Below are 24,467 nucleotides of genomic sequence, written 5' to 3' on the forward strand. Positions count from 1 at the left end.
ATGTTGCCGGTCGAACACCACGTCAGAATTGGTCAGATCCTGATCGCTGAAAACGGCGAGGTGCTAAAGACTGTGCTGGGTTCGTGTGTGGGTATAGCTTTGGTGTGGAGACGCCAAAACAAGTGGGCTTTAGCTCACTGCCTGCTGCCGTACCCGGAAACCTTCAAAGAGGACAAAGACGCCCGCTATGTCAGTCAGACTATTCCCCGCATGCTGGAAAGAATGGGCGCAACCATGGCTGACGTTTCCGAACTGGAAGCCATCGTGGCCGGAGGCGGCCGCATGATGGACGGGGATAAAAGTTATACCAAGTTTGTCGTCGGGGATGAAAATCTCAAGGCGGCAAAAGCAGTTTTAGAAAAGCATCGTATCCGTATCGTGGCGTTTGAACCCGGCGGAGAACAGGGAACCAAGATGCGTATCGCCGGGGACGGTGATTATGCCATCGAAAAGCTTCCCAAGACGGCCTAGGAAGGAACTATGAAAAATTCTTCTCATACAAAGATGTTTGCTTCTTTCCGCCTGGGTCCGGCTGAACTGGCCCTGTCAATTTCCTCGTTGCAGGAAGTGGTGAACTATCCCGAAAAAATCACACTGGTGCCGCTGGCGCCGAATTATCTGACCGGACTTTTCAATCTGCGTGGCACCGTCACTCCGATTGTGGATATGGGCCGTTTGCTGGATATGGAAACTTCCGGCAACAACAGCGTCAAGAAAGTGGCGATTGTGCAGGTGAATAACGTGCGCATTGGTCTGCTTTTTGACTCGACGTCAGAAATTTTGAATGTGCAGCCCGCGGATATTGCACGATTTGACAACCCATTAGAGGGACGCAAATCGGTCATTAGCAGTGTGCTGAAGTTGAATGGCGGGGATCGTATCGTAGAGGTGCTGGATCCTGAAGCCCTGGTTAAGATAGAAAACATCCCGCAGATTCTGGAGCAAAGTCGTAACACGGTCACAGAGATGACCCGCAAGTCATCAAAACGCGACCAGTGCATTACGGTGCGTTCCGGGGATTTGGAATTCGGCCTGAGCATTTCGGGTATTCGCGAGATCATTCGAGTTCCTGAGATCAAACGCAGTGTCTTGGCAGTGGATTACTGCATCGGCATGGTGAATCTGCGGGGCACGATCATTCCTATTCTGGATTTCCGCATGTTCCTTAAGATTGAAGGTGAGGAATCCAGGGACCTTGAGTCCCGTCGTATTGTGATTTTGAAACTGCAGAATATTCAGGTCGGTTTCATGGTCGACAGTGTCGACAGCATCGTGACTTTCTTTGAAGAGGAAGTGCTGCCGATTCCGATGTTTGCCCAGGAAAAAGTGGAAATGATGCGCGGTCTGCTGGCGCAGGAAAACAAAACCAACGTTGTGCTTTTGAATGAAAGCAAGATTTTGTCCGATCAGGAGATTATGGCAATCACCCGCGGTCATGACTCGCTTTACGGCAACCGCGAAAAAGAGGCTGAAGCCGCCAAGGCGAAAACGGAAAGAAAACCATATATTTCATTCCGTCTGGATTTCCTTCTGTCGACGCGTTTAAGTTCTATTGACGAAATTGCCAAAGTCGAAGGGGAGCTGATGCGGCCACCGGGATATCCGGAATATGTCGTGGGCATGATGAAGATGCGCGGAGAAGTGGTGACAATCGTAGATTTGCGCACCTTCTATGGGATGAAGGCGTCCACAGATATTGCCAATTCACGGGTTCTGATCGTCAAAGGTCAGCAAAACAAATTCGGCCTGCTGGTGGATTCCGTAGAGTCGATTGACACAGTGGACGAAGCCAACAAGACACGTATTCCCACGGTTCTGGCACCCGACGCCTCGAAAACTTTGCAAGGGGATATGAAAGAAATTGTGGAAGTCACCGATCTTGCTGGGGTGAAAAAGACGTTTATGATTCTGGATGTGCCAGAGCTTATGAATCGTCTGGATGTCCGCGCGGCATAAATAACAAATTGATTACTTGACGTACCAGCACAAGTACTGGATTAGTCATGCAAAGGGAACTTTGTATGACTACGACGGCAAAAAGAATCCTGCAAATTTGCATCTTATTGCTTGGCCTCTACAGCCTTGCGGGTTTTCTTGTGGTTCCCTGGATTATCAAATCCCAAATCACCAAACAGGCTGAACTTCGACTGCAAACCACTCCGCAAGTGGGCTCCGTATCTTTCAATCCGTTCACGTTTGAGCTGGTGATTGAAAAGTTCGTCCTTCCTTCCAAAGATCAGGAAAAGCCGCGTTTGGCTTTCAATCATTTTGCGTTGAATTTGACGCTGTATGCACTGGTGAACCAAGAGATCCTTTTAAAAAGTGTCACTTTGGACAAGGCTTCGGCGCGTTTTGTGGTCTTTAAAAACGGGGCCACCAACTGGGATCTGACTCCGACGGGCGAACCTGAAAAAGACACATCCCAGGATTCTGATTGGGTTCTGACACTTGAGCAAATTCAGATCCGCGAAAGCGGTTTGGACTTTTTTGATTTCACTCATGCGTTGGCGCTGGAGCTTCCATTGGGGCCCATGAATCTGACGGCGGCCAATATCAGCACCTCTTTGGGATCGACCACGTCGCTAAAGTCATTAAATGTTTCTGTCGGAGAACAAGGCACAATAAGTCTTAGTGGCGACATGCAGTTAAAACCAGTGACGGTCAATGTGGCGGTGAAAGCCCGTCAGATTCCTTTGGATTTTTTGACGGCTTACCTGTCAGACCACACGCACTTGACGCTGCAAAAAGGTCAGGCCGATACGATGTCCCGCATTCAGTATAAAAACGGCCGAGTGTCCGTCACAGGTGAAGCCCAGATTCATAATCTGGCATTGGTGCCTGAAAATCAGGAAAAGCCCGTGCTGGAATGGAATCAGCTGGATCTGCAAGGGATCGATATCAGCACCAATCCTCTGGATTTGAAAGTGGCCGAACTGGGACTTAAAGGTCTTAAGACAGAAGTGGAATTAAGAAAAGACGGGACGCTGAATTTCCGATCATTCTTAAAGAATTCAAAAACGGCGCCTAAAACATCCGCACCGGTTAACTATCATGTGGGCAAACTCAGTCTGACGGAGGGGCTGGTCAGCTATGCTGATCTTCAGATTCGTCCTAACTTTAAAGCTCTGGTGCAGAATCTTGAAGGTTCTGTCGGACCGATTTCGCCGAAGGTGGACGAAAAGATTCAAATTGCCCTGGCCGGGCAGGTAGAGGCTTACGGAAAGTTCAAAGGCAAAGGCTTCATTATTCCCGGGGTCAAACGCCCGACGCTGGATCTGGAAATGAACTTTCACAATATTGAAATGACGACATTTACGCCGTATTCGGGTCACTTTGCAGGTTATGAAATCAAGAAGGGTAAGCTTTTTCTGGATTTGAACTATAAGCTTGTGAACAACCGTATCAAAGGTGGGAACAAGGTTTTGCTGGATCAGTTCACATTGGGGAACAAAGTTGAAAGCAAGAATGCAACAGCTTGGCCGTTGAAGCTGGGTTTGGCTTTGATGAAGGACCGTAAAGGGCAGATCAAGTTTCAGTTGCCGGTGGAAGGGGATGTGAATTCACCGTCCTTTTCATTGGGAAATCTGATTTGGACGGCGGTCAAAAACATGATCATCAATATCGTGGCGGCTCCTTTTGATTTCCTGGCCAGTCTGGTCGGGGGCGGGGACGATATGCAGGACATTCGCTTTGCCCCGGGGGAAGCGGAGTTAAAATCCGCAGAAAAAGAAAAGCTGATGAAGCTGGCCCAAGCTCTGGCCGAGCGTCCACAGTTGAGTCTTGAGATCCGCGGCGAATATCAGGCCGCTGACAAACAGGCCCTGCAGATCAACGCACTGGAAGAAAAGTTGCAACTTTTTCTTGTGAAGAACAAGGATCGCAGCAAAGCCGTGCGGACCGTCGCCAAAGAGTACCTAAAGCCTGAAGAATTTGATGCCATTGACGAGCAATTCGCCAAAGACCCTGTCGGTCGCGCCACCGCCTGGGAAAAGAAAACAGCTGAAACACTTCCTGTCAGTGAAGATGAGCTGAAGAACCTGGCGCTTTCCCGCGGCAAAGCCGTGATGACAGAGCTTGCAGCCGCCCAAGTGGCAACTGAACGTATGTACCTGCTGTCAGGAACTGCCGGGGATGCGGGTAAGACCCCGCAAGTGACTTTGCTGTTGAAAGAAAAGTAATCAGTTGCCCGTGCAGAAAGTGCGAATGGTGTCCGGGAAGCAGGTGTAAGAAATCGCCGGATCCTTCGGGCCTTGTCCATCCAGATAAACCAATTTGCCCCGGTCATCTTCGACATGCAATTCGATGTGGCGTTTAATATCGGAATCACCTGCCACGATACTGACACCATTGTCACGGCATTCAAGTGTTTGAATGGGGTATGGCATCGGCCGAATACCATAGGGGATGTGGGTGTCGATCCAAAGAACTTTCATTGTCGGTTCCTGAGTCACCGTGATGCGCAGATTGGTATTGAAGATGTCATGGTGATAGGGGCGCTGACAAAACAAAGTGTGTGGCGCAGCCTGCACCACAGAGCTGCAAATTACCATAAAAAGAACCGATGCCAGTTTTTTCATATAGTCCTCGTTTTAAATTGAAGCTCGGTCCAACGAAAAGTTTTGTCAACGGGACTAACATTAAGATGCTTTCACATTTGGGAACCAGGCAAGTCAGCTAACGGGAAAGGATGCCATCAGCGGACTTGCCCGGGGGAATCGGTTTTTAGTTTCGGCAGACGTGTCCGTGATAGACGTTGTTGCCAGTGTAGCACTTGCACGGCTGACCAAAGCGGTCCGTGTAACCCATGTCGCAATAGTTCCCACGGTTCATACAGCAGTAACGGGATGTGGATCCGCCACCACCTTGCAGGTCCACGTCCGTCGGCATATCAGCGGTGGACATCTCGACCATGGATTCAATCTCTACAGGCAAAGTCACCAGTGTCTGATCTTCGGCGTGCGCAAAGCATGAAAGCCCCAGAATCATAAATAGAACCATAACTAAATTTTTCATGAAATCCTCCTTGAGCTGTTTATTGTGTATGAAACGCTCAAGGCGGCAATATGTATTCGGTCACTTCTTAGGTGGAACGTGGACGAACATGCGGACGATAGCGGAAGTAAAACAGCAGAATGATTCCCACACACATAACAAGTGATCCCAGATATTTCCAGACACGACCGGGATCGCGATTCACTGACAAGATGGAAGCCGCGACGCCGCCATTCGGAGATTCCTCGAAGCTGGCTTGATAGATGTAATAGTCCTGATGCTTCAGCGGTTCGTTCATTGAAATGGTCGCGCGCTGATCGGCGAACTGCACTTCACTTTCATAGGCCATGGCGCGCATGGTGCCGGGATAATCTGTTTTTTTGAAATTTCTTAAAGAGATATCAAAACCCAGAGGGATTTTTTTGTGATGATACGCGACCAGATAAACCCATTCGTCAGTGAAGACTTTGATATAGTCATTTAGCACCAGATAACTTTCCTGTCCGTTATAGCGAACTTTCAGGGAAGCGCGCGTGGCGGGTGTCGGGCGGTCCATCGCACGAACTTCATATTTCTGCACAGCTTTTGTCAGGAACTGCAGGGTGCGCAGATCAAGCCCCATCCAGGCAGTTTGAATGCGGTCGCCTTCGGCCAGGGTGCCTCTCTTATAGGGATTCTGGTTGTCTTTGCTGTACAGGGCATAGTTCAGTTGCTGTTTTTCATTCTGATACAGACGGATTTCGTTGATCTCGGGACGGCGCTGCCACAGGCCTCCCATGGTCAGCAGAACCGGGCCGATTTGTTTTTCTGCGCGTTCAAAGGCGTTTCGCTGAATCAGCCAGTCGATTTCACTGACATTTGCATTGGCCAGTTGAAAGCGCACGGCGGAACCACTTTGCGCCGTCGGGGAAGCTTCGACACGGGTTTGGGCCAGTCCATAGGGGATGGATTCCAGCAATTCAAAATGCAACCCCTTGGCCTTAATCAGGAACGGTTCTTTGGCCGTAATCGGGTTTTTTAGAAAGTTCACTTCTTCGGAATAAACTTTGTCATAGCCATCACCGCTGCGCGATCGGTAGACGGTCAGCTGGGTGTCCTGCAGTTGCACTTCGTTAACAGCTTCTGCCGTGCCGGTCAGGCGGATGATGCCATCCACGCCGTAGAGCTGGGTTAACAACGCGCCAAAGATGATCATAATGATGCCGACATGGGCAAAGATGAACGCCGCGTGACGGGGCTTCCAGGGCCAGCGATCTGCGATCACCGCGACAAGGCTTGTGACCAATAGACCCAGAGCGCTGTACATCCAGACGGAATTGTAAACCAGCTGCTTGGCAGTCCAGGCGTCAAAGCGGGCTTCAACGAAGGTGCCCACCGAGATCAGCACGGCCAAAACGGCGATGATAACCACCGCCAGTTTTAAGGAAGCAAAAAAACGAATCACCGATCGAAACACGCGGAAGCTACTTTCCGGCTACTTTTTTGGCGCGAAGACTTGCCACCAGTTTCTGTCCTTCGCGGACCTTTTCGATGGAAAGACCCAAAATGCGCGCAGCCTCCTGAGGCGCATGGAAGCCTGAAGAGTTTTCAGCTTCAACAAAGTCGAACAGGAATTGGGCTTCTTTCTGCAGAGCGCGGGCTTTCATCAGGGTCTCGGACGGATTTTTTTCGTCTTTGAACTCTTTCAGGTCATTGATGTAGTCCACTAAAGCATCAAAGGCCACATCACGCAAAGAGGTATGACGATCCTGAATGGTTTCCACACGGGCTTTCAGTTCTGCTTCGGGCACGTTATGGCAGGTCTGACAGGCTTTGTTGATATTCAAAAGCGGACTGCGCACCTGGTGGTCGGTGACCTTCATGGCACCGACACGCTGATAAGGCATGTGACAGTCCACGCAGGCAACACCGGCGCGGGCGTGGGTGCCCTGATTGAACATTTCAAACTCGGGGTGCTGCGCCTTCAGAACCTCCGCTCCAGTCAGAGCATGAACCCAATCTTTGAAGCCGTTTTCTTTATAGTATTCCATGATCTGGTCAGCCTTCAGACCTTTGCCCCAGGGATAAGTCAGGCGTTTTTCTTCACCCTTAAAGAAGTACTCAACGTGACACTGACCGCAGACAAAGCTGCGCATTTCCTGGCGGGAAGCCATTTTGTTGACGTCATATTCTTTGATACCCTGCTGGGCTTTGACCAGCTTAATACCTTCCATGAAAGCCGGACGGGTGATTCGCAAAGACATGGTGGACGGGTCATGACAGTCAATGCAGGACACCGGGTGCTGAACCGAGTGCACGATGTCTTTGTAGGGGATTTTGCCCATTTCCTCAAAGCCCTTGGTGATGTCGCCATCCCCCAGTTTTTTGTACAGCAGGTAAGTGGAAGCATGGCAGTTCAGGCAGGTTCCGGGTTGTTTCGCTACATTTTGGCGCTCGGTGAAGATCTGATCCACCAGCATGTAAGCGTGACCACGCTCTTCGCGGAAGTCCTTGGAAAACGCATAGCCGGCCCACATGATTTTCAGGCGAGGATCTTCATCCAGCTTTTGGGCTGAAACCACATCACGGGGGTCTTTGTCCGTCGGGATGTGGGGGAATGCCTCCGATCCACCGTACTTGGTGCGGGTCATATCCGCCGTTTTCAGATAGGAGTCGTACTGGTGGGGGAAGTTTTTCCCCCAGATCGCCGGATCATCAATGTCGTCGGTGATTTCCACCACGCGATAGAATGGGTTTTTCTCTTCGGATTTTCTTTCAAAAATATTCACCAGCAGGGCTGTGACCAGCACAGTGATAATAGCGGCGCCGCCGACAGCCAGAAACATCCATTTATTCTTATTCATACCAGACTCCTATCGAACGTGTCCCACACCACGGTGGCAGTGCAGACAATTGGCTTCCTCGTTGTGATTTTTATCAGTGCGATCCATGGCCTGCACCATCGGCTGATGGCAGGTCAGACAGGAACTTTTCACCACTTTCAGACTGTGTTCCTTGATCAGGATGGGCTCGTGAAAGTTTTGAAGGGTGAATGCCACAGAATGATTCCAGCCATTCAGCGCCTTGACGGCATACTTTCCGACGATGTTATGGGGCAGATGGCAGTCATTGCATTTGGCGACGTGGTGATGGGCGGATTTTTGCCATGAATCCATATTTTCACGCATGACGTGACAATTCACACAGGCCTTGGGATCGTCTGACATGTACGAATACCCTTTGGCATAGATGAACGAATAACAGCCCAAGCCGATGACAACACCGAAAAGAACCAAAATAAGCAGATTAAGTTTGCTGAAGTTGGACATAAACGGATTATCAATTACTTTTCATTGGCTGAGTAGGTTTATTCCAACACTGGCCTTTCAATCCAACCCGGGTTGAAGGCAAAAAAAAGCCGACCCCACGGGTGGAATCGGCGGATTTTTAACAAAAATAGGATGGCAGGTATTTACTTCGAGCTGATTTCAACAAGAGCGCAAGTCGGGGTCTGAACAACAACTTCGTATTGAGTTGTCCAGGATTCGCCTTCATCGTTGGCGCCAGAGATTTCAACAGTCACAGCCGCCTGACGCTGGTCAATTTTGGTGTAACTAGTGATGGCAGATTCGAACTCGTGGCCTTGGATGCCGGTTGCATCGCGCAGATAATCAGCTTCAGCCGCGCCTTGTGTAAATTGCGCGCAAGGAAGTTTGTCAAGTTTAGCAGCCATAGCGGAAGTGGAAACTAGGGTCGTCAGAACAAGAATCAAAGATTTCATGGAAAACTCCTTGGGTTGTTAATTTGTACAGCCGCTGTTTAGCACACTCCGGAAGGGGGCTCCAGTCAGGGTTGCGTGCTGATAAATATTTCCTTTTGCTCCAGGCCGGGTTAGTAGAGCAGACCCGCTTCCAGCAAGAGGGCATTTTGTTCCTCCGGGGATTTGCTTCTGAAAGTGTCAGAGATCAGCAACCCCACGACATATCTGATTTTTTCAGACGAGAAAATGAATTTGGCTTTCGGGGACAGGCGGTAAAGCACTTCATGCAAAATCGCGGTGGCTCGTTGTTCCGGGAACATCCAGTCCCACAAATCACTGTTGATTTTGTAATAACGATCCTCGGGCACAGTGGGGCGGCTTTGCGCAATCAGCTGTTCCAGCTTACAACCGCGAGGGATAAAGCCCATGCCGGTATCTCGGATGATCACCAGATCCACGCCCGCAATTAGATTTGCTTCAGCATAAAAATTCTGAACCAGGCCCACAGCTTTGCCGTACCAGGTATAGCCTTCGTGCGGAAGACGTTTCAGTATCTCCATGGCGATCAAATTTTCGGGTGCAATGTTTGGATTCATAGGGAAGGTCAGAATCGCCTTCGGCATTTTTGGAGTCAGGCGATAGCGGAACTTTGCTTCGGCATAGTCATACATCGTGACATAGCGGCCTGGTTCCGGGGCAATGGTGCTGTTTTCGCAGACCAGAACCTGACCGCCATTTCCGACTTCCTGCCAGTCGGTCAACGCCAGGGCCTGAGATCCGCAGATCGTCAGTATTGCAAGCGGCATCAGTACAAAAGCTTTCAAGTTCATGATGTCATCCTTCCAGTTCGTTAATTTTCGTCAGTGGGAAAAGCTGAATATTCAAAGAATAAACTTCCGATGTTTTTCCCTGATGGCCCAGACGGCGCGCCAGTTTGCGACGGAAGGCCTGAATCAGCTTCTTTGCCTCAGGCAGCAGTTCCGGGTTTGTCGGCATCGTGATGGAGCTGATGTCGCGCAGATGCACTGGATCCTGCTTCATACTTTTTAGCGCCAATTGGATTTTTTGATCGTGAGACCGGCGAATCATTTCTGACGGCACATCCTGAGTGGTGGTGATGTTGGCCTCAATAGCCGAGATCCTGTCTGGATTTCGGCGGATAAGACCTGCTTGCTCCAGTTGCCCAAGAATCTGCTGCACGCGAGTGCGGGGGATTTGCAGGCGTTCGGCAATCCAGCTTTCATCGGCTTTAAAGTTTTTTGTTTTCATCAAAGACACCAAAGCAAAGTGCTCCCAGTCACCCACGATTGAGAACTGATCAGGTTCAAGAACCACCGGGATTCTTTTTTCGACTTTGCGTTTTTTCGTGTCGGCGGCGGCCTCGGTAAAACGGGTGATGTCTTCTTCACTTAAGCCCAGCTTTGAAATCAACTGAGTCAGTGTCGTTTTGTTGGGAAGGCGTTTGTCTCCAAGCAGTTCAGAAAGGTGACCGGAAGACAGTCCCAGATCACGGGCAAACGCGCGTTGGGAATAACGCGGATTCTGATTGCGTCTTTTGGTAAAAATTTGCAGAAGAAGCTTTGAAACCGATTTTTCAGACATGACGATTTCTTAGAATAATTGCCGGGCATTTTCAGCAAAATTACACTTGCAGGTGTGAAAGGTGCTCCGGCGTGTTCTGCTGGAGCACTTCTTTGTCAGGGTTCTGTTCGAATCTATCGCTCTTACGGTGTAAACACCTTAAACCAGATCGCCTGGTCAGTGCCTTTCACATAGATGACCAAATATCCCGGTGCCAGTGCCGAGGCTCCGGGGCCGGAGGTTAAAATGCCTCCCAAAGATTCCCAAGAGCTCCATTTGCCATCCCACCACAGGTGCCAAAGAGCGTTGTCAGTTCCACGAACAAACACATCCAATCGGCCTGAGCCCCATGAAGCGACGTCGGGATCTGAAGTCAGAACGCCACCCAGTGATTCCCAGCCGGACCAGCCGCCCGCAAACCACTTGTGCCAGAGGGCGTTGTCAGTACCGCGAACAAAGACGTCAATTCTGCCTGCAGAACACGAGGCTGCCGCTGGATCCGAAGTCAGAACGCCGCCCAGGGATTCCCATTCAGACCAAGCACCGCTGGCGAACCACTTGTGCCAGAGGGCATTGTCCGTACCGCGCACAAAGACATCCACTCGGCCAAATTCCCATGAAGTCACTGCGGGACCGGAAGTCAGCACACCGCCGATACTGATCCATTCACTCCACTGAGTGCCCCACCAGTATCGGGCCCAAAGTGCATTGTCAGTGCCTCGGGCAAAGACATAGATCTGTTCCCCTTGGCAGGCCGCCGCCGGAGCAGATGTCAGCACACCTCCCAACGAAAACCATTCTGACCATCCGGCACCATTCCAATAGCGCGACCACAGAGCATTGTCGGTGCCTTTTACAAACACGATGTTACGGAAACCCGACATGGAGCAACTGGCCGGATCGGAAGTGCCAATGCCACCGAGGGTGATCCAATCGGACCACCCGGCGGGATTGAATTTTCCCGTCATGCCGAATGAAGGATCATTTGTCGTGATGGGTGAGTTGGGCACGTACCCCTGGGCCGAGAATGAAGACAACAACAACGCCGCAAAAAGTGAAATTATTTTGAAACGCATAACCACCTCCTTGTACGAATGTGTGGAGCTGATGGCTTCAAAGTATCACTGGGAATTTGCGCTGCCAAACCAGTCAGGATCAGACTGGCCTTTTAATATTCGTAATCAATGAGCGTGCGGAAATAATTCGGGACAGGAGCCTTGATGGTGATGCGCTTTTTATTATGCGGATGCGTGAATTCGAGACTGGCAGAATGCAGGCGCAGTTCTTTGAAATTCGTGGTGGCTTTTCCGTACTTCGGGTCGCCGACGATGGGATGACCTTCACCTGCAAGATGCACACGGATCTGGTTTTTCTTGCCGGTCAGCAGGTTGATTTTCAAAAGACTGAATTTCTCAGTTTCTTTCAGAACCTCATATTCAGTGATTGCCAGCTTTCCTTTGTCGGAATCCTTGCTGGAATGGACAACATAGTTTTCGTCCTCTTCCAGATAACTGGTGATTGTGCCGCTTTTCTTCGGCATCTTGCCGTGAACGATCGCGTAGTATGTTTTGATCGTGGATTTCCAGTCGTCTTTCAGAAAGTGCATAACCTCTTCGGTTTTTGCAAAGATCAAAACACCGGTGGTGGCCTGATCCAGACGATGCACGACAAAAACACACTTGTTGGAACGGGGATTGCCCTTGCGGACGTACAGATTCAGCAGATTATGAACCGTATTGTCGCGATCCCATTTTGCCGCCACGGTCAGAACACCAGCCGCTTTGTTGCCGACGATGACATCCAGGTCTTCGTGAAGGATTTCAAAGCCACGGGGCTGATGCTTTTTAGGGATCTTTTTCATTGGGAACCTGCTGTCGTTAGAGGGCCTGTTTTAGCCTATCCAGACAGCAGGTGCCTAGTGGAATTTCAGAAAAATGTATTATTTTTTCTGATTTAAGTGGAAGTAGCCGGATCCATCGACCGTCAGTTCGACTCCGCTTTGGGAAGGCACAGACATGTCGGTGTCTTCAAGGTTGCCGCCGCTGCAGTCCTCGTTTTGTTTCACTTCCACACGGACATTGTATTTGAATGGCGGCGCATAGTTTTTCCACATCTTCTTGTTCCCCGGTCTTACGCAACCAGAGTCACCGATACGCCCCACGGTATTGTAAATAGTGACCCAAGCCGAGTGACCGGAGGTGTCGTTGTTGCGCATGGAAACCGTCGTCAAAGGATTGGCGTCCTTGTCCGTGCCGTCGCCCTTGTTTTCAAGCCACAAAGTGCCAGTTGCGCTTCGGGACATTTCCACCTTGTCGTTGCCGCCAACCACGGTGCTAAGGTCACTGTAAGTGGCGCCGGAACAATCGCGGTTTTGTTTCACTTCCGCACGCACGGTGTAAGCCGGACCGGTCATATAGTCGTGGAAGGAAATGGTTTGCCCCGGTTGCAGGCAGGCATTGTCGCCGATGTCCCCGACGAAGTTGTAAACTGTGATCCAGACCGACGCGCCGACAGAGTCCTTGTTGGTGATGTCGATGCCATAAGGCTTTGGTTCAGCAGCGTTGGCGGCCGTGGCAGAAAGGGCGATTAAGAGTGTTGTGATAAGTGCTTTCATGGTTTCTCCTTTTTGGTTATCAGTCATCTGATGCCACTCTGGAAAAGCAACGGCGGTGCCAGCGTTGGGCGGGCGTCATAAGCAACAGATGGCAGTTGGGAAAACCTCTGCCGAAGATCCGGCAGAGGTCCGTGACGGCCCTTCGGCGCTTGCCGGGAATCCAACAGCTCCCAAGGGATTTAAAACCGCGTGGCATCGCCTGGATGACAACTGGTCTGTGTGGACGGGCTTCAGGCTAGGGTTGTTTTAGATTTGTGATCGGATCATGATTGTTGCCAAGGTTCATAGCGCAGCTAGGGCTTTTATTGTTTAATGTAAGCCATCCAGGAGGTGTCTGTGGATTCAAGCAAGACGTCTGAAGTGTCTCCGATCGCTGGCAACTTTAGCAAAGAACGCAATCCATCTGTTCAGAATGGTGTTCAGTACAATCAAGGGGACATCGAAGATCATCAAAGCAAAGAGGATCTGGAAAAGAACTGGGATAAAAAGGACGGTGACAAGTCCGAAGTCATCGACAGTGAAGGTCATCGCAATCGGATCAATCACTACTGAATTTTCAGCAGCACTTATTCACACAGCTCGTCGCGGATCTTCATGAACAGGTCCGCACGATCGGTGATCACACCATCGGCGCCAGAGGCAATAACCCATTTTAATTCTTCCACCGAATTCGGTGTCCATGCGACAACGCGAATGCCTTTTTGATGCAGGCCAAAGACCACTTCCGGAGTCAGTTGTGGCCAGCCCGTTGTGACCAGACGGCTTCCCAGTTTGGTGGCGGCGTCCAGAGCTCCGCGGGCGTCCCAGATCAGGGGCACCACGTCGATATCCGGGGCCTTGGCCTTCAGGTTCTTTAATGTTTCGTGATTGAAGGACTGCACAAAGAAGCGCTCAGGGTTCCAGCCGCTCTGACGGATTTCTTTGATAATCAAATCCAGGTACTGATCTTCCGCAGGGAAGTATTGCACCTGATCCTTGAAATATTTGATCTCAATATTCAGGCGGGCGGGTTTGCCCGCGACCTTATAATCTTTAAAGACACTAAAGACATCGCGAAACAATGGGATCGGTTCGGTGCGTGGTTCTGAATAAAGACGCTCTCCACAATGAATCTGTGCGGCTTCGGCATAGCTCATACTGCGAAGCGCGGCTTTTTCCAGGGACTTTCCATGCAAAGCACAGCGTTCGGTCTGGATGTTCGGAATGGGATCGTGGGCGGTGACGATCTGATCATCACCAGTGATCATTAAATCCAGTTCTGCCGTGTCGGCTCCGGCATCATAGGCGGCCTTGAAAGAGGCGATGGTGTTGTTGGGATAACCATCAATCCCCCGGTGGCCGTGGACCTCCATGTTTCTGGCAATCAGGCACATCACGGCGTTTTTACCCAAAGTGTCGCCGCTAAAGGGGCGGCGCTGAACTGGGCCGGGTGTTTGCGCCAATGAAGGCTGGCTGAATGCCAAGATCAGCAGCAAAGCCCAACCTGGCAGGAAAATACTTTTCATAGAATAAAGATATCGGACGAAACTGGACCTGAATTAACTCTTCAAATTGTAAAGTCTCATTTTGTGACACTGATTTGTGACATGTTGGAAGGATTCGTGAGGCCTGATAGGTGCCCACACCCGGGATCTTTCATAAAATATCCGCATGGAAGACACAGAGTTGTATCAGCAGTTAAAACAAGTCTGGCAAATGCTTAATGAGCCCATCTTTCGCATTAAGGATGCCGAGATTTCCGCTGCCAGTGTGCTGGTCTCTATCCTGCTGTTGATTGTGGCAATCTACGGATCGAAGCTGGTCAGTAAGATTGTGGTCAAACAGCTGTCGCGCCGACGTGTGGATAGTGGAGTGCGGGATTCGATCGCAAAATTTGTGCGTTATGCGCTGGTTGTGATGGGGGTTCTTTTTGCCCTGGATAACATGGGGATTTCGATCAGCTCTTTGGCGGCGGTGGGTGCGGTGCTGATGGTGGGGATCGGTTTTGGTTTGCAAAACGTCACCCAGAATTTTATTGCCGGTATTATATTGCTGATAGAGCGTCCGATCAAAGTCGGCGATATCATTCAGGTGGGGGAAACCTCGGGCAAGGTCATTGATATCCGTGTTCGTTCCTCGATCATCCAGACCCGGGATGAGGTCACGATCATTGTTCCCAATTCCAAGTTCATCGCCGAAGAAGTCACCAATGAAAGTCTGGCCTCGGGAAAAATCCGCCAGCATGTCAAAGTGGGCGTTGCTTATGGTTCTGATGTCGCATTGGTAAAACAAGTGCTGATTGAAGCGGCTTTGCAGCACCCGGAAGTGGTGCAGGACCCTAAACCGAATGCGTTGCTAAAGGATTTTGGTGAATCGGCTTTGATTTTTGATCTGCGCTTTTGGTGCCGCAATATCTGGAGAATTGAAACCATTACCAGCGATATCCGCACCACCATTGATGCCCGCTTTCGCGAAAATAAAATCATGGTGCCGTATCCAAGAATGGATGTGTCGCTGGTGAATCAGGAAATCACCCGGCCGAATGAAAAACGCGGCCGGGATCTGGATCAGTAAATTAAGGCTTTACGAACTTCAGGGTCATGCGATCGCTTTCGCCAATCGCTTCGTATTTTGCGCGGTCCTTGTCACCTTCGGCAAAGGATGGTGGCAAAGTCCAGACACCTTTTGGATAGTTCTTGGTGTCTTTGGGATTGGCGTTGATTTCAGACTTGGCTGCCAGTTTGAAACCGGCTGCTTCCGCCATGCGGATAACCTGTTTTTCGCTGACGTAACCGCTTTTGGATTTTCCGTCCTCTTTTTTACGGGCATCGGCACGGTGTTCAACCACACCCAATACGCCGCCTGGTTTCAGGGCATTGAAGAATGACATGAATGCGGCCTTTTCAGATCCATGAGTCATCCAGTTGTGCACGTTTCTGAAGGTCAGAACCAAGTCCGCTGAATTGTCTTCCGCGATTTTTCCCGGAGGGGCAAAGTCGTTCACAGTCACTTTCGCGGCGATTTCAGGACGGGCTTGCAGCCAATCCAGGAACTTCTGGCCACCGCCGTAAACAGACACCGGAACTGCCGCGGCAACGTACTTGCCCTTGGCAGAAAGATATGGAGCCAGGATTTCAGCATACCAGCCAGCACCCGGAGAAATTTCAACCACAGTCATTTCCGGCTTCAGACCAAAGAATTCCAAAGTCTCAACCGGGTGGCGATAAGTATCGCGGGCTTTGTTGCTTTCTGTGCGATAAGGGCTGTTCAGTGCTTCCTGAAGCGTGGTTGGCAGTGCTGGTGCCGCAGGTTTTGTTTCTTTCGGGGTTGAACTGCAGGCTGCGGTAAAGAGCAAAGGCAGCAATAGAATTGATCTCATGATGTCTCCTTTTTTTGTTTTACCTAGCATGATTTTTATAAGTGCTATGAGGCAAACTAAAATTCACTAAGTATAGCAAACAAATCGCCCAACATCCGTTCGGTAATTCCACTGGTTTCGCGTGTTAATTATGAAGATTGGGATAACTTGAAGATTCCAGATACTTTATACCCCTAAATAAGTTATCGTCGCGGACACAAAAAAAGGATAAAAAAATGTCTTATCGATTTCTATTGCTCGAAGACGACCCTGAAATTGCGGCCATTGTTCTGAAGGGGCTTTTTGCCGAAGGTTATGAAGGTGAATGGGTGGCCAATGGTGAACGCGCCTTGGACCACATTCAAAGTCAAAAATACGACTTCATGATTTCAGATGTGTTGCTGATGGGAATAAGCGGATTTGAGGTGGTGCGCAAAGTGAAAGCCATTCACCCGGAACTTCCTGTCATTTTTCTGAGTGCGCTCAATGCCGATGAAGAACGCATCACTGGTTTATCCTGCGGGGATGAGTATTTGTGCAAACCGTTTTCGGTGACCGAACTGCTGATCCGTATTCGCAAAATAATTCAACCGCAGGAAAGTACCGCGGTTTTGACCTACGGAAATCTAAAGCTGGATCGACTGAAAAGAAAAGTGATTTGTGGAAGCAATGTAATCGAAATGCAGGAACGGGAATTCAAGCTATTGGATTTATTTCTGTCCAACCCTCATCGGATTGTCACGCGTGAGCATATTTTACGCGAAATTTGCGGGTATAATTACATTCCTACTACAAATGTTCTGGATGTTCTCATCTGTCGCCTGCGCGACAAAGTCACGGCCGGGACTGGTAAAGTGTCCATCCGGACCATTCGCGGAGTTGGATACAAGGTTTTTTTGGAATCCGTATAGACCGTTCCGGGGGCTTTGTTACGAATAGGAAATTGGCCAGATTCAAGCTTCTTTCCTCGTCCAAACGGAGTATGTTCCCAGAACTTTACAAAACAATCTTCTTTTTTTAGGAAGCAGTATGACGATCGCCAAGTTCCTCAAGGACAAGCGAACTGACGCCGCATTGACTCAACTTGAAGTCGGGCAGCGATTGGGTTTTCATAAGTCGCAGTTTATTTCCAGTCTGGAAAGGGGTACCAGCCGTCCTCCGATTGAGGTTTTGAAAAGGATGTGTGAAATCTATCAGATTCCGGAATCGGAGATGAGAAAAGCCTATGTGGACAGTGTCATCAGCACTGCCGAAAGACGTGCCAATGATGAGTGGGATAAAAACCCGCAGTAACTTGCTGTCTACTTTTTTCCAAACCAGGCACAAATCATAAAAGCCTGAAAGAAGCGAATCGGCAGTGAAATACCACTTTTCCGGATCAAATGTTCTGTTTCCTCGGGGGGAAGAACGGTCAGTATTTCTTTCAGTTGTTTCGGCAGATTTGCCAGGGACTCCGGCGTGGCCCCCATCAGGGTTTGCACAGCTTCCCACCCTTTAAGCATGGCCGGGAACTGGGGCGAATTCAGATTAAAACTGATTTCTGCATTGACCAGAAATCCACCGTCTTTCAGACACTCCGTCATCTGTTGAAAGTAGCCGGCCCGGTCATCACGATGAACAAAGTGACTGACCAAAAGACTGACGACGGCATCAAACTTTCTGTCGCGGGGTGCATCCTGCACATACCCATGAATAAATTCGCACCGGTCTGCATAACCCGCCTTGCTCATTCTTTCACGGCAGACCTCCAGCATATTGGCTGAGGGGTCGATGCCGACAAAGTGCCATTGCGGAAAGGCTTCGGCCAGGGTCATGATTTCAGCGCCAGTACCGACCCCGACACAAAGAATCAGCGATTTTTCAGGAAGGTCTTTTAATACCAGCGTCGACAAAAAATGCAGGCAATCAGAAATGCGGCTTAATTTACTGTTGCGTTCATCATAGCGCTGGGCTGCTTCTTTATTGAAAAAGTCCTGGGTGGGTTTATTCATGACTCGACTTTATACTTTTGCTAAATTGGAGGCAAGGAGCCATCTATTCAATGAAACAGCCACTGAATGATCTTTATTGGATCGAAGATCTGCTGCCGCCGGGATATGACTGTCTGCCCAAGCATGGCGGACTTGCTTACTATCTGGATATGAAGCTGGTGCTGATCCTGGTGGAACGCAAAGGCCTTTACGAACACAAAGGGGTCAGTTATCCCTTTGAGCTTTGGAACGGTTGCATCATTCCGGTGGAAAAGAAAAAGCAAAGCGCTTTCTTTTTGAAATATCTGTTTTTGGAAAATCACCCGGCGAACAAGGACTGGTTGTACATTCCCGCGCAGTCCGAGGACTTTGAAGATGAAGTCAAACAGCTGATGCGCGAAATCAGCAAAGGAAATCCCTTGCTGGGGCTGCCGGTAAAATCAACTTTATCTGAAAAAGCCGAAGGGACTTCCGCGAAGAAAACCCCGCGGAAAGCCAAGACGGATAAAAAGAAGGAAAACGCCTTCTTTTTATCCATTGCCAAAAAATCCGGAAAATAAACTTCTTATGGCAGCAAAGCCATGCGGGACTTGATTCGTCCTGCTTCCAGCTCGTGCAGCCAGTGATTCACTTCCTTCATCGGGGCTGTTTGCACCTGCGGTTTGATCTTTCCTTCCGCTATCAGTGCATAAAGCTCCTGCATTTCAACGTGGGTGCCCCAGAAGGATGCCTGCACTTTGGTTTCAAAGGTGATGGCCGTAGCCGTTGTCAGTGGCACTTGTGCAGACCCCAAGCCGATCAGCAGAATGGTGCCCCCGGGTTTTACAAAGTTCTGGGCATCTTTGAATGTTGATTCAAGGCCCACAAAATCCACCACCACATCATAAGACAGGGGCTTCAGTGAAGAGATCTGCTTGGAGTTTAAAACATTCTGCACGCCAAAAGATTTGGCCATTTCCAGATTGGCATCTTTTAAATCCACGGCGGTGACCTCGGCCCCTAAAGCCAAAGCAATCTGAACACCGTTCATGCCAAGACCGCCCAAGCCAATAGCCAGCATTTTTGAACCCAGGCCGACACCGCCCTTGGTTTTGATAGCGTGATAAGGTGTTAACACTGCATCGGTCGCCACAGCCGCGACCTCTGGACTGATACCTTTAGGGACTTTCACGATATTGCGTGCGGGAACTTTCAGGTATTCAGCATAGGCACCGTCTTGTCCCAGACCGATAAAGGTTCTGCTCGGGTCATTGCAAAGATTGTCGTGTCCCGTGCGACAGTAGGTGCAATGTCCACACGGGTTGGGTCCGTGAACGGCGTAAAGATCACCGGCGTTGAAAGTGCCAGTGACTTCGGAACCTTTTTCAACCACCTCACCGCAGGCTTCATGGCCCATGGTGAAAGTTTCTTTGTAAGGGACTTCGCCGTGCAGGACGTGAAGGTCAGAATGGCAAATGCCTGCCGCACGGACTTTAAGGATAACATCCAGCGGACCTGGGGTTGGTTTGGGAATATCGACAAGGGAAAGTTCTTTTTTTCCAGGGACGTATCTTGCTGCGAACATAATAGCTCCTCTGATAAACATGATTTTCCATGTAATGGTTTTAGAAGTCATTATGCAGAAACACAGAAACTTTCTCCGCCCCGGGGTGGAAAAGTTTCAATCTTGATATCGATCAAGGTTCTTAATTCAAAACACGTCCATTTTGATTTGCAAAACCGCATTTGCGGGACGGCAGGGTTCCACGGAAACTCTTGCGAATTCTGCCGTCATCATTTTGTTTAATAGCTGTATATGGAGAAACTAAAATGAGCATGAAAAAACTTTGGATCGCGTTTGGGGTTGTGGTTGTTGCCTCGTTCTCGGTTTTGATTTTCTATGGCGTCGAAATTTATCGGGAAGCACCACCAATACCCGATAAGGTTGTCACGGCCACGGGTGAAACTCTTTTCACCGGCGAAGACATTCTGAACGGTCAGAATGTGTGGCAGTCCATGGGGGGACAAGAGGTCGGATCCATCTGGGGTCACGGTGCCTATGTAGCTCCGGATTGGACGGCGGACTGGCTTCATCGCGAAGCTGTTTTCATTCTGGACAAATGGTCCAACGCGGAATTCACCAAGCCTTATGAGCAGCTGGGTGAAGAACAAAAGGCCGGTCTGGTGGCACGTCTTCAAAAAGAAATGCGCACCAATACTTACTCCAAAGAAAATGGCACTTTGACAGTCTCGGCCATTCGTAAAGAGGCGATGGAATCCAACAATGCCCACTATCGCTCTTTGTTCATGGATGATCCGGCATTGAAAAGCCTGCGTGAAGCTTATGCGATTCCGGCAAACTCGATTCGTGATCAAGATCGCATGCGCCAGATGAATGCCTTTTTCTTCTGGGCATCATGGGCGGCTGGAACAGAACGTCCCGGTCAGACGATCACTTATACGAACAACTGGCCCCCGGATAAATTAATCGGCAATGAACCAACGGGTTCCATGCTGTTGTGGACGGGATTCAGTGTCATCATTCTGCTGGCGGGTGTAGGGGCGTTGGGGCTTTACTATGCGGCTCAACGCGATGAAGATCCCGGTGTTGCCAGTCTGCCTGAAAAAGATCCTTTGCTGGGCCTGAATCCAACACCTTCCATGTCAGCGACGCTGAAGTACTTCTGGGTGGTGACGGCATTGATCGTGGTGCAGGTGATTTTGGGGGCGGTGGCCGCCCACTATGCGGTCGAGGGTGACGGCTTCTATGGTATTCCGCTGTCAGACTTCCTGCCGTACTCGGTGACTCGCACCTGGCACGTGCAGATGGGTATTTTCTGGATTGCGACTTCATGGTTGGCAACGGGATTGTTCATTGGTCCTGCGATTTCGGAACATGAACCGAAATTCCAAAGATTCGGCGTTAATTTCCTTTTCATTTCTTTGCTGGTGATCGTGGTCGGTTCGATGGCGGGCCAGTGGTTCGGGGTCATGCAAAAACTGGATCTGGTGCAGAACTTCTGGTTCGGCCATCAGGGTTATGAATACGTGGATCTGGGCCGCTTCTGGCAGGCGTTCTTGTTGATTGGTCTGTTCTTGTGGTTGTTCCTGATGGTGCGCTCGGTGTGGCCGGCGTTTAAAAAGGCCCAGGAATCACGTCACTTGCTGGCGCTGTTCCTGATCTCTTGTGCGGCGATTGCGTTGTTTTATGGCGCGGGCCTGATGTGGGGACGTCACACAAATCTGGCCGTGGCCGAATACTGGAGATGGTGGGTTGTTCACTTGTGGGTTGAGGGCTTCTTCGAAGTCTTTGCAACCGTTGTTATTGCCTTCTTGTTTGTGCGCATGGGACTGGTCAACGTGAAGCTTGCTTCCAGTACCGTGCTGTTTTCGACCGTGATCTTCCTGTTCGGGGGCATTCTTGGAACTTTCCACCACCTGTACTTTACCGGGACTCCAACGGCGGTGCTTGCGTTAGGGGCGTCGTTCAGTGCGCTGGAATGCGTGCCTTTGGTGCTAATGGGCTTTGAAGCTTATCACAATCTGAAACTGGGTAAATCAACAGCATGGTTGAAAGCCTACAAGTGGCCGATTTACTGTTTCGTATCCGTGGCGTTCTGGAACTTCCTGGGAGCTGGCATCTTTGGTTTCCTGATCAATCCACCGATTGCCCTTTATTATATGCAAGGCCTGAATACGACTCCACTGCATGGTCACACTGCTTTGTTTGGGGTCTATGGTATGCTGGGGATTGGCTTGATGCTGTTTGTGCTGAAAGGCCTGGCGGCCCGCAACGAATGGCGTGACGGAGTTATCGGCTTTGCCTTCTGGAGCATCAACATCGGATTGCTGCTGATGGCGCTGTTAAGTCTGCTGCCTTTGGGGTTGCTGCAGACCATGGCCAGTGTTGAACACGGTCTATGGTACGCAAGGTCGGCCGAATTTATGCAGACGGAACTGCTGGATATCATTCGCTGGTTGCGCGTGATTGGCGATACGGTCTTTGCTTTAGGGGCATTGGCTTTGGGCTGGTTTGTGATTGGTCTAAAAACCGGCCATTCCTTGAAAAAGACGGTGGATCTTTCCCAAACTACATATCCAAGTTCCTCACCGAAAAAACGCTAAAGTTAGCGAGGCTCTTTGTAAAGGCAAAGAGCCTCTTTGTTCTTCTCCTTTGGGGTTTCGCCTGATAGAAATTAGGTATAAAGGAATCCCGCAATGAAATCTCAAATCAAACTGGCTCTTCGAATTTTGCTTGGCGCGTTTCTGGTTTATGCAGGTTCCGGTCATTTAACCTGGCTTCGCACCGAATTTTTGGCGCAAGTGCCGAAATGGCAGCCTTTGGATCCTGATTTTGTTGTCGTGGCCTCGGGGATTGTCGAGATCCTGCTGGGTCTAAGCTTCCTGTTCCTGACCCGTTACAAAGCACAGGTCGGAGTCGTCGGGGCTTTGTTCTTTATTGCGATCTTTCCCGGGAATATCAATCAATACGTTTATCAGATCGATGCCTTTGGTTTGAATACCGACAAGGCCAGACTGATTCGGTTGTTCTTTCAGCCCGTCCTGGTGGCCTGGGCCCTTTGGTGCACCGACGGCTGGAGTTATCTAAAAGCCCGCTTCGGAAAGCCCTAAAATAGTTGGCACGGTTTGAGCTAAGTGTAGGTAGTGGTGCAAAAACGGCTTAAAACCATTTTATTGGCGATTATAGGGCTTTTGATAAGTCCGGGCCTTTTTGCGGCAGATCTGACTGAAAGCTTTCATCAAACCTACCATCAAGGTCAACTTGGATCCGAAGAACAAAGTTTGCTTCGCCAGTTTGATTTCTACTTGGTGCCTGGAATTTTGTCTGAAGCTTTCCTGAAAGAGGACGATCGATCCTCGGTCAGTTTTGCCCGCCTGACGGGCGACTATCTGGGCGAGCAGCAAGCGCTGCTGAAGAATGTTTATAAATTCAATTCGGTCAGGCTTTCCAGCTCTTCCAAATCAGTTGCTGAAATCAAAGAAAATATCCGGGCAGCCTTGAGTCAATCTGCTGCTGCGAACAGAAAAGCGGTGTTTCTGACTCATTCTTTAGGTGGGTTGGCGCTGCTTGATGAATTGGTGGATTCGCCAATTCACAGGGACACTGTGGCTGGGATCATGTTCTTGCAAAGCCCTTTCAAAGGCTCGCCGATTGCGGATGCGTATTTTGATAATCCAATTTATCTGGATAAACTGCTGGGCACGGTGATTCCGTTCTTTAACACTTCGCCAGACACCATTCGTTATTTGGGCATCGCCAGCCGGTCCAAGTTTATGAAAGAAAACAGCGAAGCGATCACTGCCATTACCAGTATTCCCATGATCACCGTTGGTGGGGTTGTAAACGGGCATAAAAGTTTGTTCACTCCGGCCGTCAATATTATGGCGATGGGGTGTCTGGAAAAAGTCTTTGGTCAGTGTGTGGTGCGACTTTATTCAGGACCGTATGATCTAAGTGACGGGATGGTGCCTTTTGAAAGCTCCAAACTTCCCAATGTGGATTTTGTCCGTCTGGATGGGGTCGATCACGGGGAAACTGTTGTGAATATTCCGTATCAACACTATGACAAAGCACAAACAACGACAGCGTTGCTTCGTCTGTTGCTGCCTTCTTTGAAAATTCCTTAGCGAGTGTGAACAAGGCTGTGGTCGTCAGTGACTTTCAGGCAGTTCATATTTGCGGTGTGAGCGGCTTCAATCCCCAAAACAGCGTCTTCAAAAGCCAGGCAGTCCGCCGGCGCAATTTGGACCTTTGCAGCGGCCATTAAGAAGCAATCCGGTGCGGGTTTTCCTTGAGTGTAATCCTCAGCGCACACCAAAGTGTCGAAGTACTTCTGAATACCCAATTGGTTCATCGTCAGTTCAACGATCTTGCGGCGGCTGCCGGTGACGATCGCCATTGGAATCTGCCCGTGATAGTGCTGGATGATTTCCATGACAGACTTGATAGTGGTGACGTCGCCTAAAGACGCCAGATAGTGGGCTTCTTTTTCTTTTACAAACTGTTCGGGATTGATGTCCGTTTTGTGCAGTTTGTTCATTATCTCGACGATGCGAGCCGTGGGGCGCCCGGCCCAGGACATGTGCTGATCACGGCTCAAAGACAGATCATATTTGTCCAAGGCTTTGTTCCATGCCGCCAGATGTGCTGGCATGGTGTCGGCAACGGTGCCGTCAAAGTCAAACAACAGGGCCTTAAATGATTGATCAGGAAAGAATTTATTCAGCATTCAC

General features: G+C 49.8%; 28 protein-coding genes. 12 read left to right on the forward strand and 16 right to left on the reverse strand.

The window, feature by feature from the left end:
* The 3 genes from AC04MQ_RS08255 (at position 1) to AC04MQ_RS08265 (ending at position 4,178) form a co-directional block, all read left to right on the forward strand.
* Entirely contained in the window at positions 1-471 is a 471-nt protein-coding gene (locus AC04MQ_RS08255) for a chemotaxis protein CheD (protein ID WP_015091878.1), read from the forward strand.
* 9 nt (positions 472-480) lie between these two features.
* Complete coding sequence (locus AC04MQ_RS08260) at positions 481-1,956, forward strand: chemotaxis protein CheW (protein ID WP_041577885.1); 1,476 nt, start codon at positions 481-483, stop codon at positions 1,954-1,956.
* Between the two features lie 65 nt (positions 1,957-2,021).
* Positions 2,022-4,178 carry a DUF748 domain-containing protein gene (locus AC04MQ_RS08265; RefSeq protein ID WP_041577884.1) on the forward strand — a complete coding sequence of 719 codons (2,157 nt, stop codon included), beginning with the start codon at positions 2,022-2,024 and terminating at the stop codon, positions 4,176-4,178.
* Here AC04MQ_RS08265 and AC04MQ_RS08270 read toward each other — a convergent pair whose 3' ends face one another.
* The 11 genes from AC04MQ_RS08270 to AC04MQ_RS08320 form a co-directional block, all read right to left on the reverse strand.
* On the reverse strand, positions 4,179-4,577 hold the full coding sequence (locus tag AC04MQ_RS08270) for a hypothetical protein (RefSeq protein WP_015091875.1): 399 nt from the start codon (positions 4,575-4,577) through the stop codon (positions 4,179-4,181).
* Between the two features lie 145 nt (positions 4,578-4,722).
* Positions 4,723-5,013: a hypothetical protein gene (locus tag AC04MQ_RS08275; protein WP_148278843.1), complete on the reverse strand. Its 291-nt coding sequence runs from the start codon at positions 5,011-5,013 to the stop codon at positions 4,723-4,725.
* A 67-nt stretch (positions 5,014-5,080) separates the two neighbouring features.
* Complete coding sequence (locus AC04MQ_RS08280) at positions 5,081-6,436, reverse strand: cytochrome c biogenesis ResB family protein (RefSeq protein ID WP_475391819.1); 1,356 nt, start codon at positions 6,434-6,436, stop codon at positions 5,081-5,083.
* 19 nt (positions 6,437-6,455) lie between these two features.
* Positions 6,456-7,835 carry an ammonia-forming cytochrome c nitrite reductase subunit c552 gene (locus AC04MQ_RS08285; protein ID WP_041577882.1) on the reverse strand — a complete coding sequence of 460 codons (1,380 nt, stop codon included), beginning with the start codon at positions 7,833-7,835 and terminating at the stop codon, positions 6,456-6,458.
* A 9-nt stretch (positions 7,836-7,844) separates the two neighbouring features.
* Positions 7,845-8,300, reverse strand: a complete 456-nt coding sequence (nrfH, locus tag AC04MQ_RS08290; protein WP_015091871.1) for a cytochrome c nitrite reductase small subunit — start codon at positions 8,298-8,300, stop codon at positions 7,845-7,847.
* Between the two features lie 143 nt (positions 8,301-8,443).
* Entirely contained in the window at positions 8,444-8,752 is a 309-nt protein-coding gene (locus AC04MQ_RS08295) for a hypothetical protein (RefSeq protein WP_475391820.1), read from the reverse strand.
* 110 nt (positions 8,753-8,862) lie between these two features.
* Complete coding sequence (locus AC04MQ_RS08300; protein ID WP_015091869.1) at positions 8,863-9,561, reverse strand: hypothetical protein; 699 nt, start codon at positions 9,559-9,561, stop codon at positions 8,863-8,865.
* 4 nt (positions 9,562-9,565) lie between these two features.
* Entirely contained in the window at positions 9,566-10,333 is a 768-nt protein-coding gene (locus AC04MQ_RS08305) for a TIGR02147 family protein (protein WP_015091868.1), read from the reverse strand.
* Positions 10,334-10,455: 122 nt separating this feature from the next.
* Positions 10,456-11,388 (reverse strand): PLL family lectin, encoded by a 933-nt coding sequence (locus AC04MQ_RS08310; RefSeq protein ID WP_015091867.1) that lies wholly within the window; start codon positions 11,386-11,388, stop codon positions 10,456-10,458.
* A 92-nt stretch (positions 11,389-11,480) separates the two neighbouring features.
* Positions 11,481-12,173 (reverse strand): RluA family pseudouridine synthase, encoded by a 693-nt coding sequence (locus tag AC04MQ_RS08315; protein WP_015091866.1) that lies wholly within the window; start codon positions 12,171-12,173, stop codon positions 11,481-11,483.
* A 78-nt stretch (positions 12,174-12,251) separates the two neighbouring features.
* A complete protein-coding gene (locus AC04MQ_RS08320) occupies positions 12,252-12,926 on the reverse strand; it encodes a hypothetical protein (protein ID WP_041577881.1) in 675 nt (224 codons plus the stop codon).
* Between the two features lie 88 nt (positions 12,927-13,014).
* On the opposite strand from AC04MQ_RS08320, the gene AC04MQ_RS08325 reads away from it, so the two are divergent.
* Together AC04MQ_RS08325 and AC04MQ_RS08330 are read left to right on the forward strand one after the other, a co-directional pair.
* Positions 13,015-13,176 (forward strand): hypothetical protein, encoded by a 162-nt coding sequence (locus AC04MQ_RS08325; RefSeq protein ID WP_475391821.1) that lies wholly within the window; start codon positions 13,015-13,017, stop codon positions 13,174-13,176.
* A gap of 86 nt (positions 13,177-13,262) precedes the next feature.
* A complete protein-coding gene (locus tag AC04MQ_RS08330) occupies positions 13,263-13,478 on the forward strand; it encodes a hypothetical protein (protein ID WP_235046134.1) in 216 nt (71 codons plus the stop codon).
* Between the two features lie 14 nt (positions 13,479-13,492).
* Here the strand turns inward: AC04MQ_RS08330 and AC04MQ_RS08335 are convergent, their stop codons facing one another.
* Positions 13,493-14,431: a glycerophosphodiester phosphodiesterase family protein gene (locus AC04MQ_RS08335; protein WP_475391822.1), complete on the reverse strand. Its 939-nt coding sequence runs from the start codon at positions 14,429-14,431 to the stop codon at positions 13,493-13,495.
* 145 nt (positions 14,432-14,576) lie between these two features.
* Here AC04MQ_RS08335 and AC04MQ_RS08340 point away from each other — a divergent pair, with 145 nt between their 5' ends.
* Positions 14,577-15,479, forward strand: coding sequence for a mechanosensitive ion channel family protein (locus tag AC04MQ_RS08340; RefSeq protein ID WP_015091860.1), 903 nt, complete (start codon positions 14,577-14,579; stop codon positions 15,477-15,479).
* 1 nt (position 15,480) lies between these two features.
* Here AC04MQ_RS08340 and AC04MQ_RS08345 read toward each other — a convergent pair whose 3' ends face one another.
* Positions 15,481-16,284: a class I SAM-dependent methyltransferase gene (locus AC04MQ_RS08345; protein ID WP_015091859.1), complete on the reverse strand. Its 804-nt coding sequence runs from the start codon at positions 16,282-16,284 to the stop codon at positions 15,481-15,483.
* Positions 16,285-16,499: 215 nt separating this feature from the next.
* Between AC04MQ_RS08345 and AC04MQ_RS08350 the strand changes: the two genes are divergently transcribed.
* Both AC04MQ_RS08350 and AC04MQ_RS08355 read left to right on the forward strand, forming a co-directional pair.
* On the forward strand, positions 16,500-17,174 hold the full coding sequence (locus AC04MQ_RS08350; protein ID WP_015091858.1) for a response regulator transcription factor: 675 nt from the start codon (positions 16,500-16,502) through the stop codon (positions 17,172-17,174).
* 118 nt (positions 17,175-17,292) lie between these two features.
* Positions 17,293-17,556 (forward strand): helix-turn-helix domain-containing protein, encoded by a 264-nt coding sequence (locus AC04MQ_RS08355; RefSeq protein ID WP_475391823.1) that lies wholly within the window; start codon positions 17,293-17,295, stop codon positions 17,554-17,556.
* 8 nt (positions 17,557-17,564) lie between these two features.
* On the opposite strand, the gene AC04MQ_RS08360 is transcribed toward AC04MQ_RS08355, so the two are convergent.
* The gene (locus AC04MQ_RS08360) at positions 17,565-18,254 is read right to left on the reverse strand and encodes a class I SAM-dependent methyltransferase (RefSeq protein ID WP_475391824.1); all 690 of its coding nucleotides are present in this window, start codon (positions 18,252-18,254) and stop codon (positions 17,565-17,567) included.
* A gap of 50 nt (positions 18,255-18,304) precedes the next feature.
* Between AC04MQ_RS08360 and AC04MQ_RS08365 the strand changes: the two genes are divergently transcribed.
* The gene (locus AC04MQ_RS08365; protein ID WP_015091855.1) at positions 18,305-18,793 is read left to right on the forward strand and encodes a hypothetical protein; all 489 of its coding nucleotides are present in this window, start codon (positions 18,305-18,307) and stop codon (positions 18,791-18,793) included.
* A 5-nt stretch (positions 18,794-18,798) separates the two neighbouring features.
* Here AC04MQ_RS08365 and AC04MQ_RS08370 read toward each other — a convergent pair whose 3' ends face one another.
* Positions 18,799-19,797, reverse strand: a complete 999-nt coding sequence (locus AC04MQ_RS08370; protein ID WP_475391825.1) for a zinc-binding dehydrogenase — start codon at positions 19,795-19,797, stop codon at positions 18,799-18,801.
* A gap of 245 nt (positions 19,798-20,042) precedes the next feature.
* Here AC04MQ_RS08370 and AC04MQ_RS08375 point away from each other — a divergent pair, with 245 nt between their 5' ends.
* The 3 genes from AC04MQ_RS08375 (at position 20,043) to AC04MQ_RS08385 (ending at position 23,861) form a co-directional block, all read left to right on the forward strand.
* Complete coding sequence (locus tag AC04MQ_RS08375; RefSeq protein WP_475391826.1) at positions 20,043-22,337, forward strand: nitric-oxide reductase large subunit; 2,295 nt, start codon at positions 20,043-20,045, stop codon at positions 22,335-22,337.
* A 93-nt stretch (positions 22,338-22,430) separates the two neighbouring features.
* Positions 22,431-22,844: a DoxX family protein gene (locus AC04MQ_RS08380; RefSeq protein WP_475391827.1), complete on the forward strand. Its 414-nt coding sequence runs from the start codon at positions 22,431-22,433 to the stop codon at positions 22,842-22,844.
* A gap of 36 nt (positions 22,845-22,880) precedes the next feature.
* Entirely contained in the window at positions 22,881-23,861 is a 981-nt protein-coding gene (locus AC04MQ_RS08385) for a hypothetical protein (protein WP_475391828.1), read from the forward strand.
* On the opposite strand, the gene AC04MQ_RS08390 is transcribed toward AC04MQ_RS08385, so the two are convergent.
* Positions 23,858-24,463 carry an HAD family hydrolase gene (locus tag AC04MQ_RS08390; protein WP_475391829.1) on the reverse strand — a complete coding sequence of 202 codons (606 nt, stop codon included), beginning with the start codon at positions 24,461-24,463 and terminating at the stop codon, positions 23,858-23,860. The two genes, AC04MQ_RS08385 and AC04MQ_RS08390, sit on opposite strands and share 4 nt — an antisense overlap.
* Positions 24,464-24,467 lie beyond the last annotated feature (4 nt).

Source organism: Bdellovibrio sp. MYbb2, from assembly GCF_056175685.1.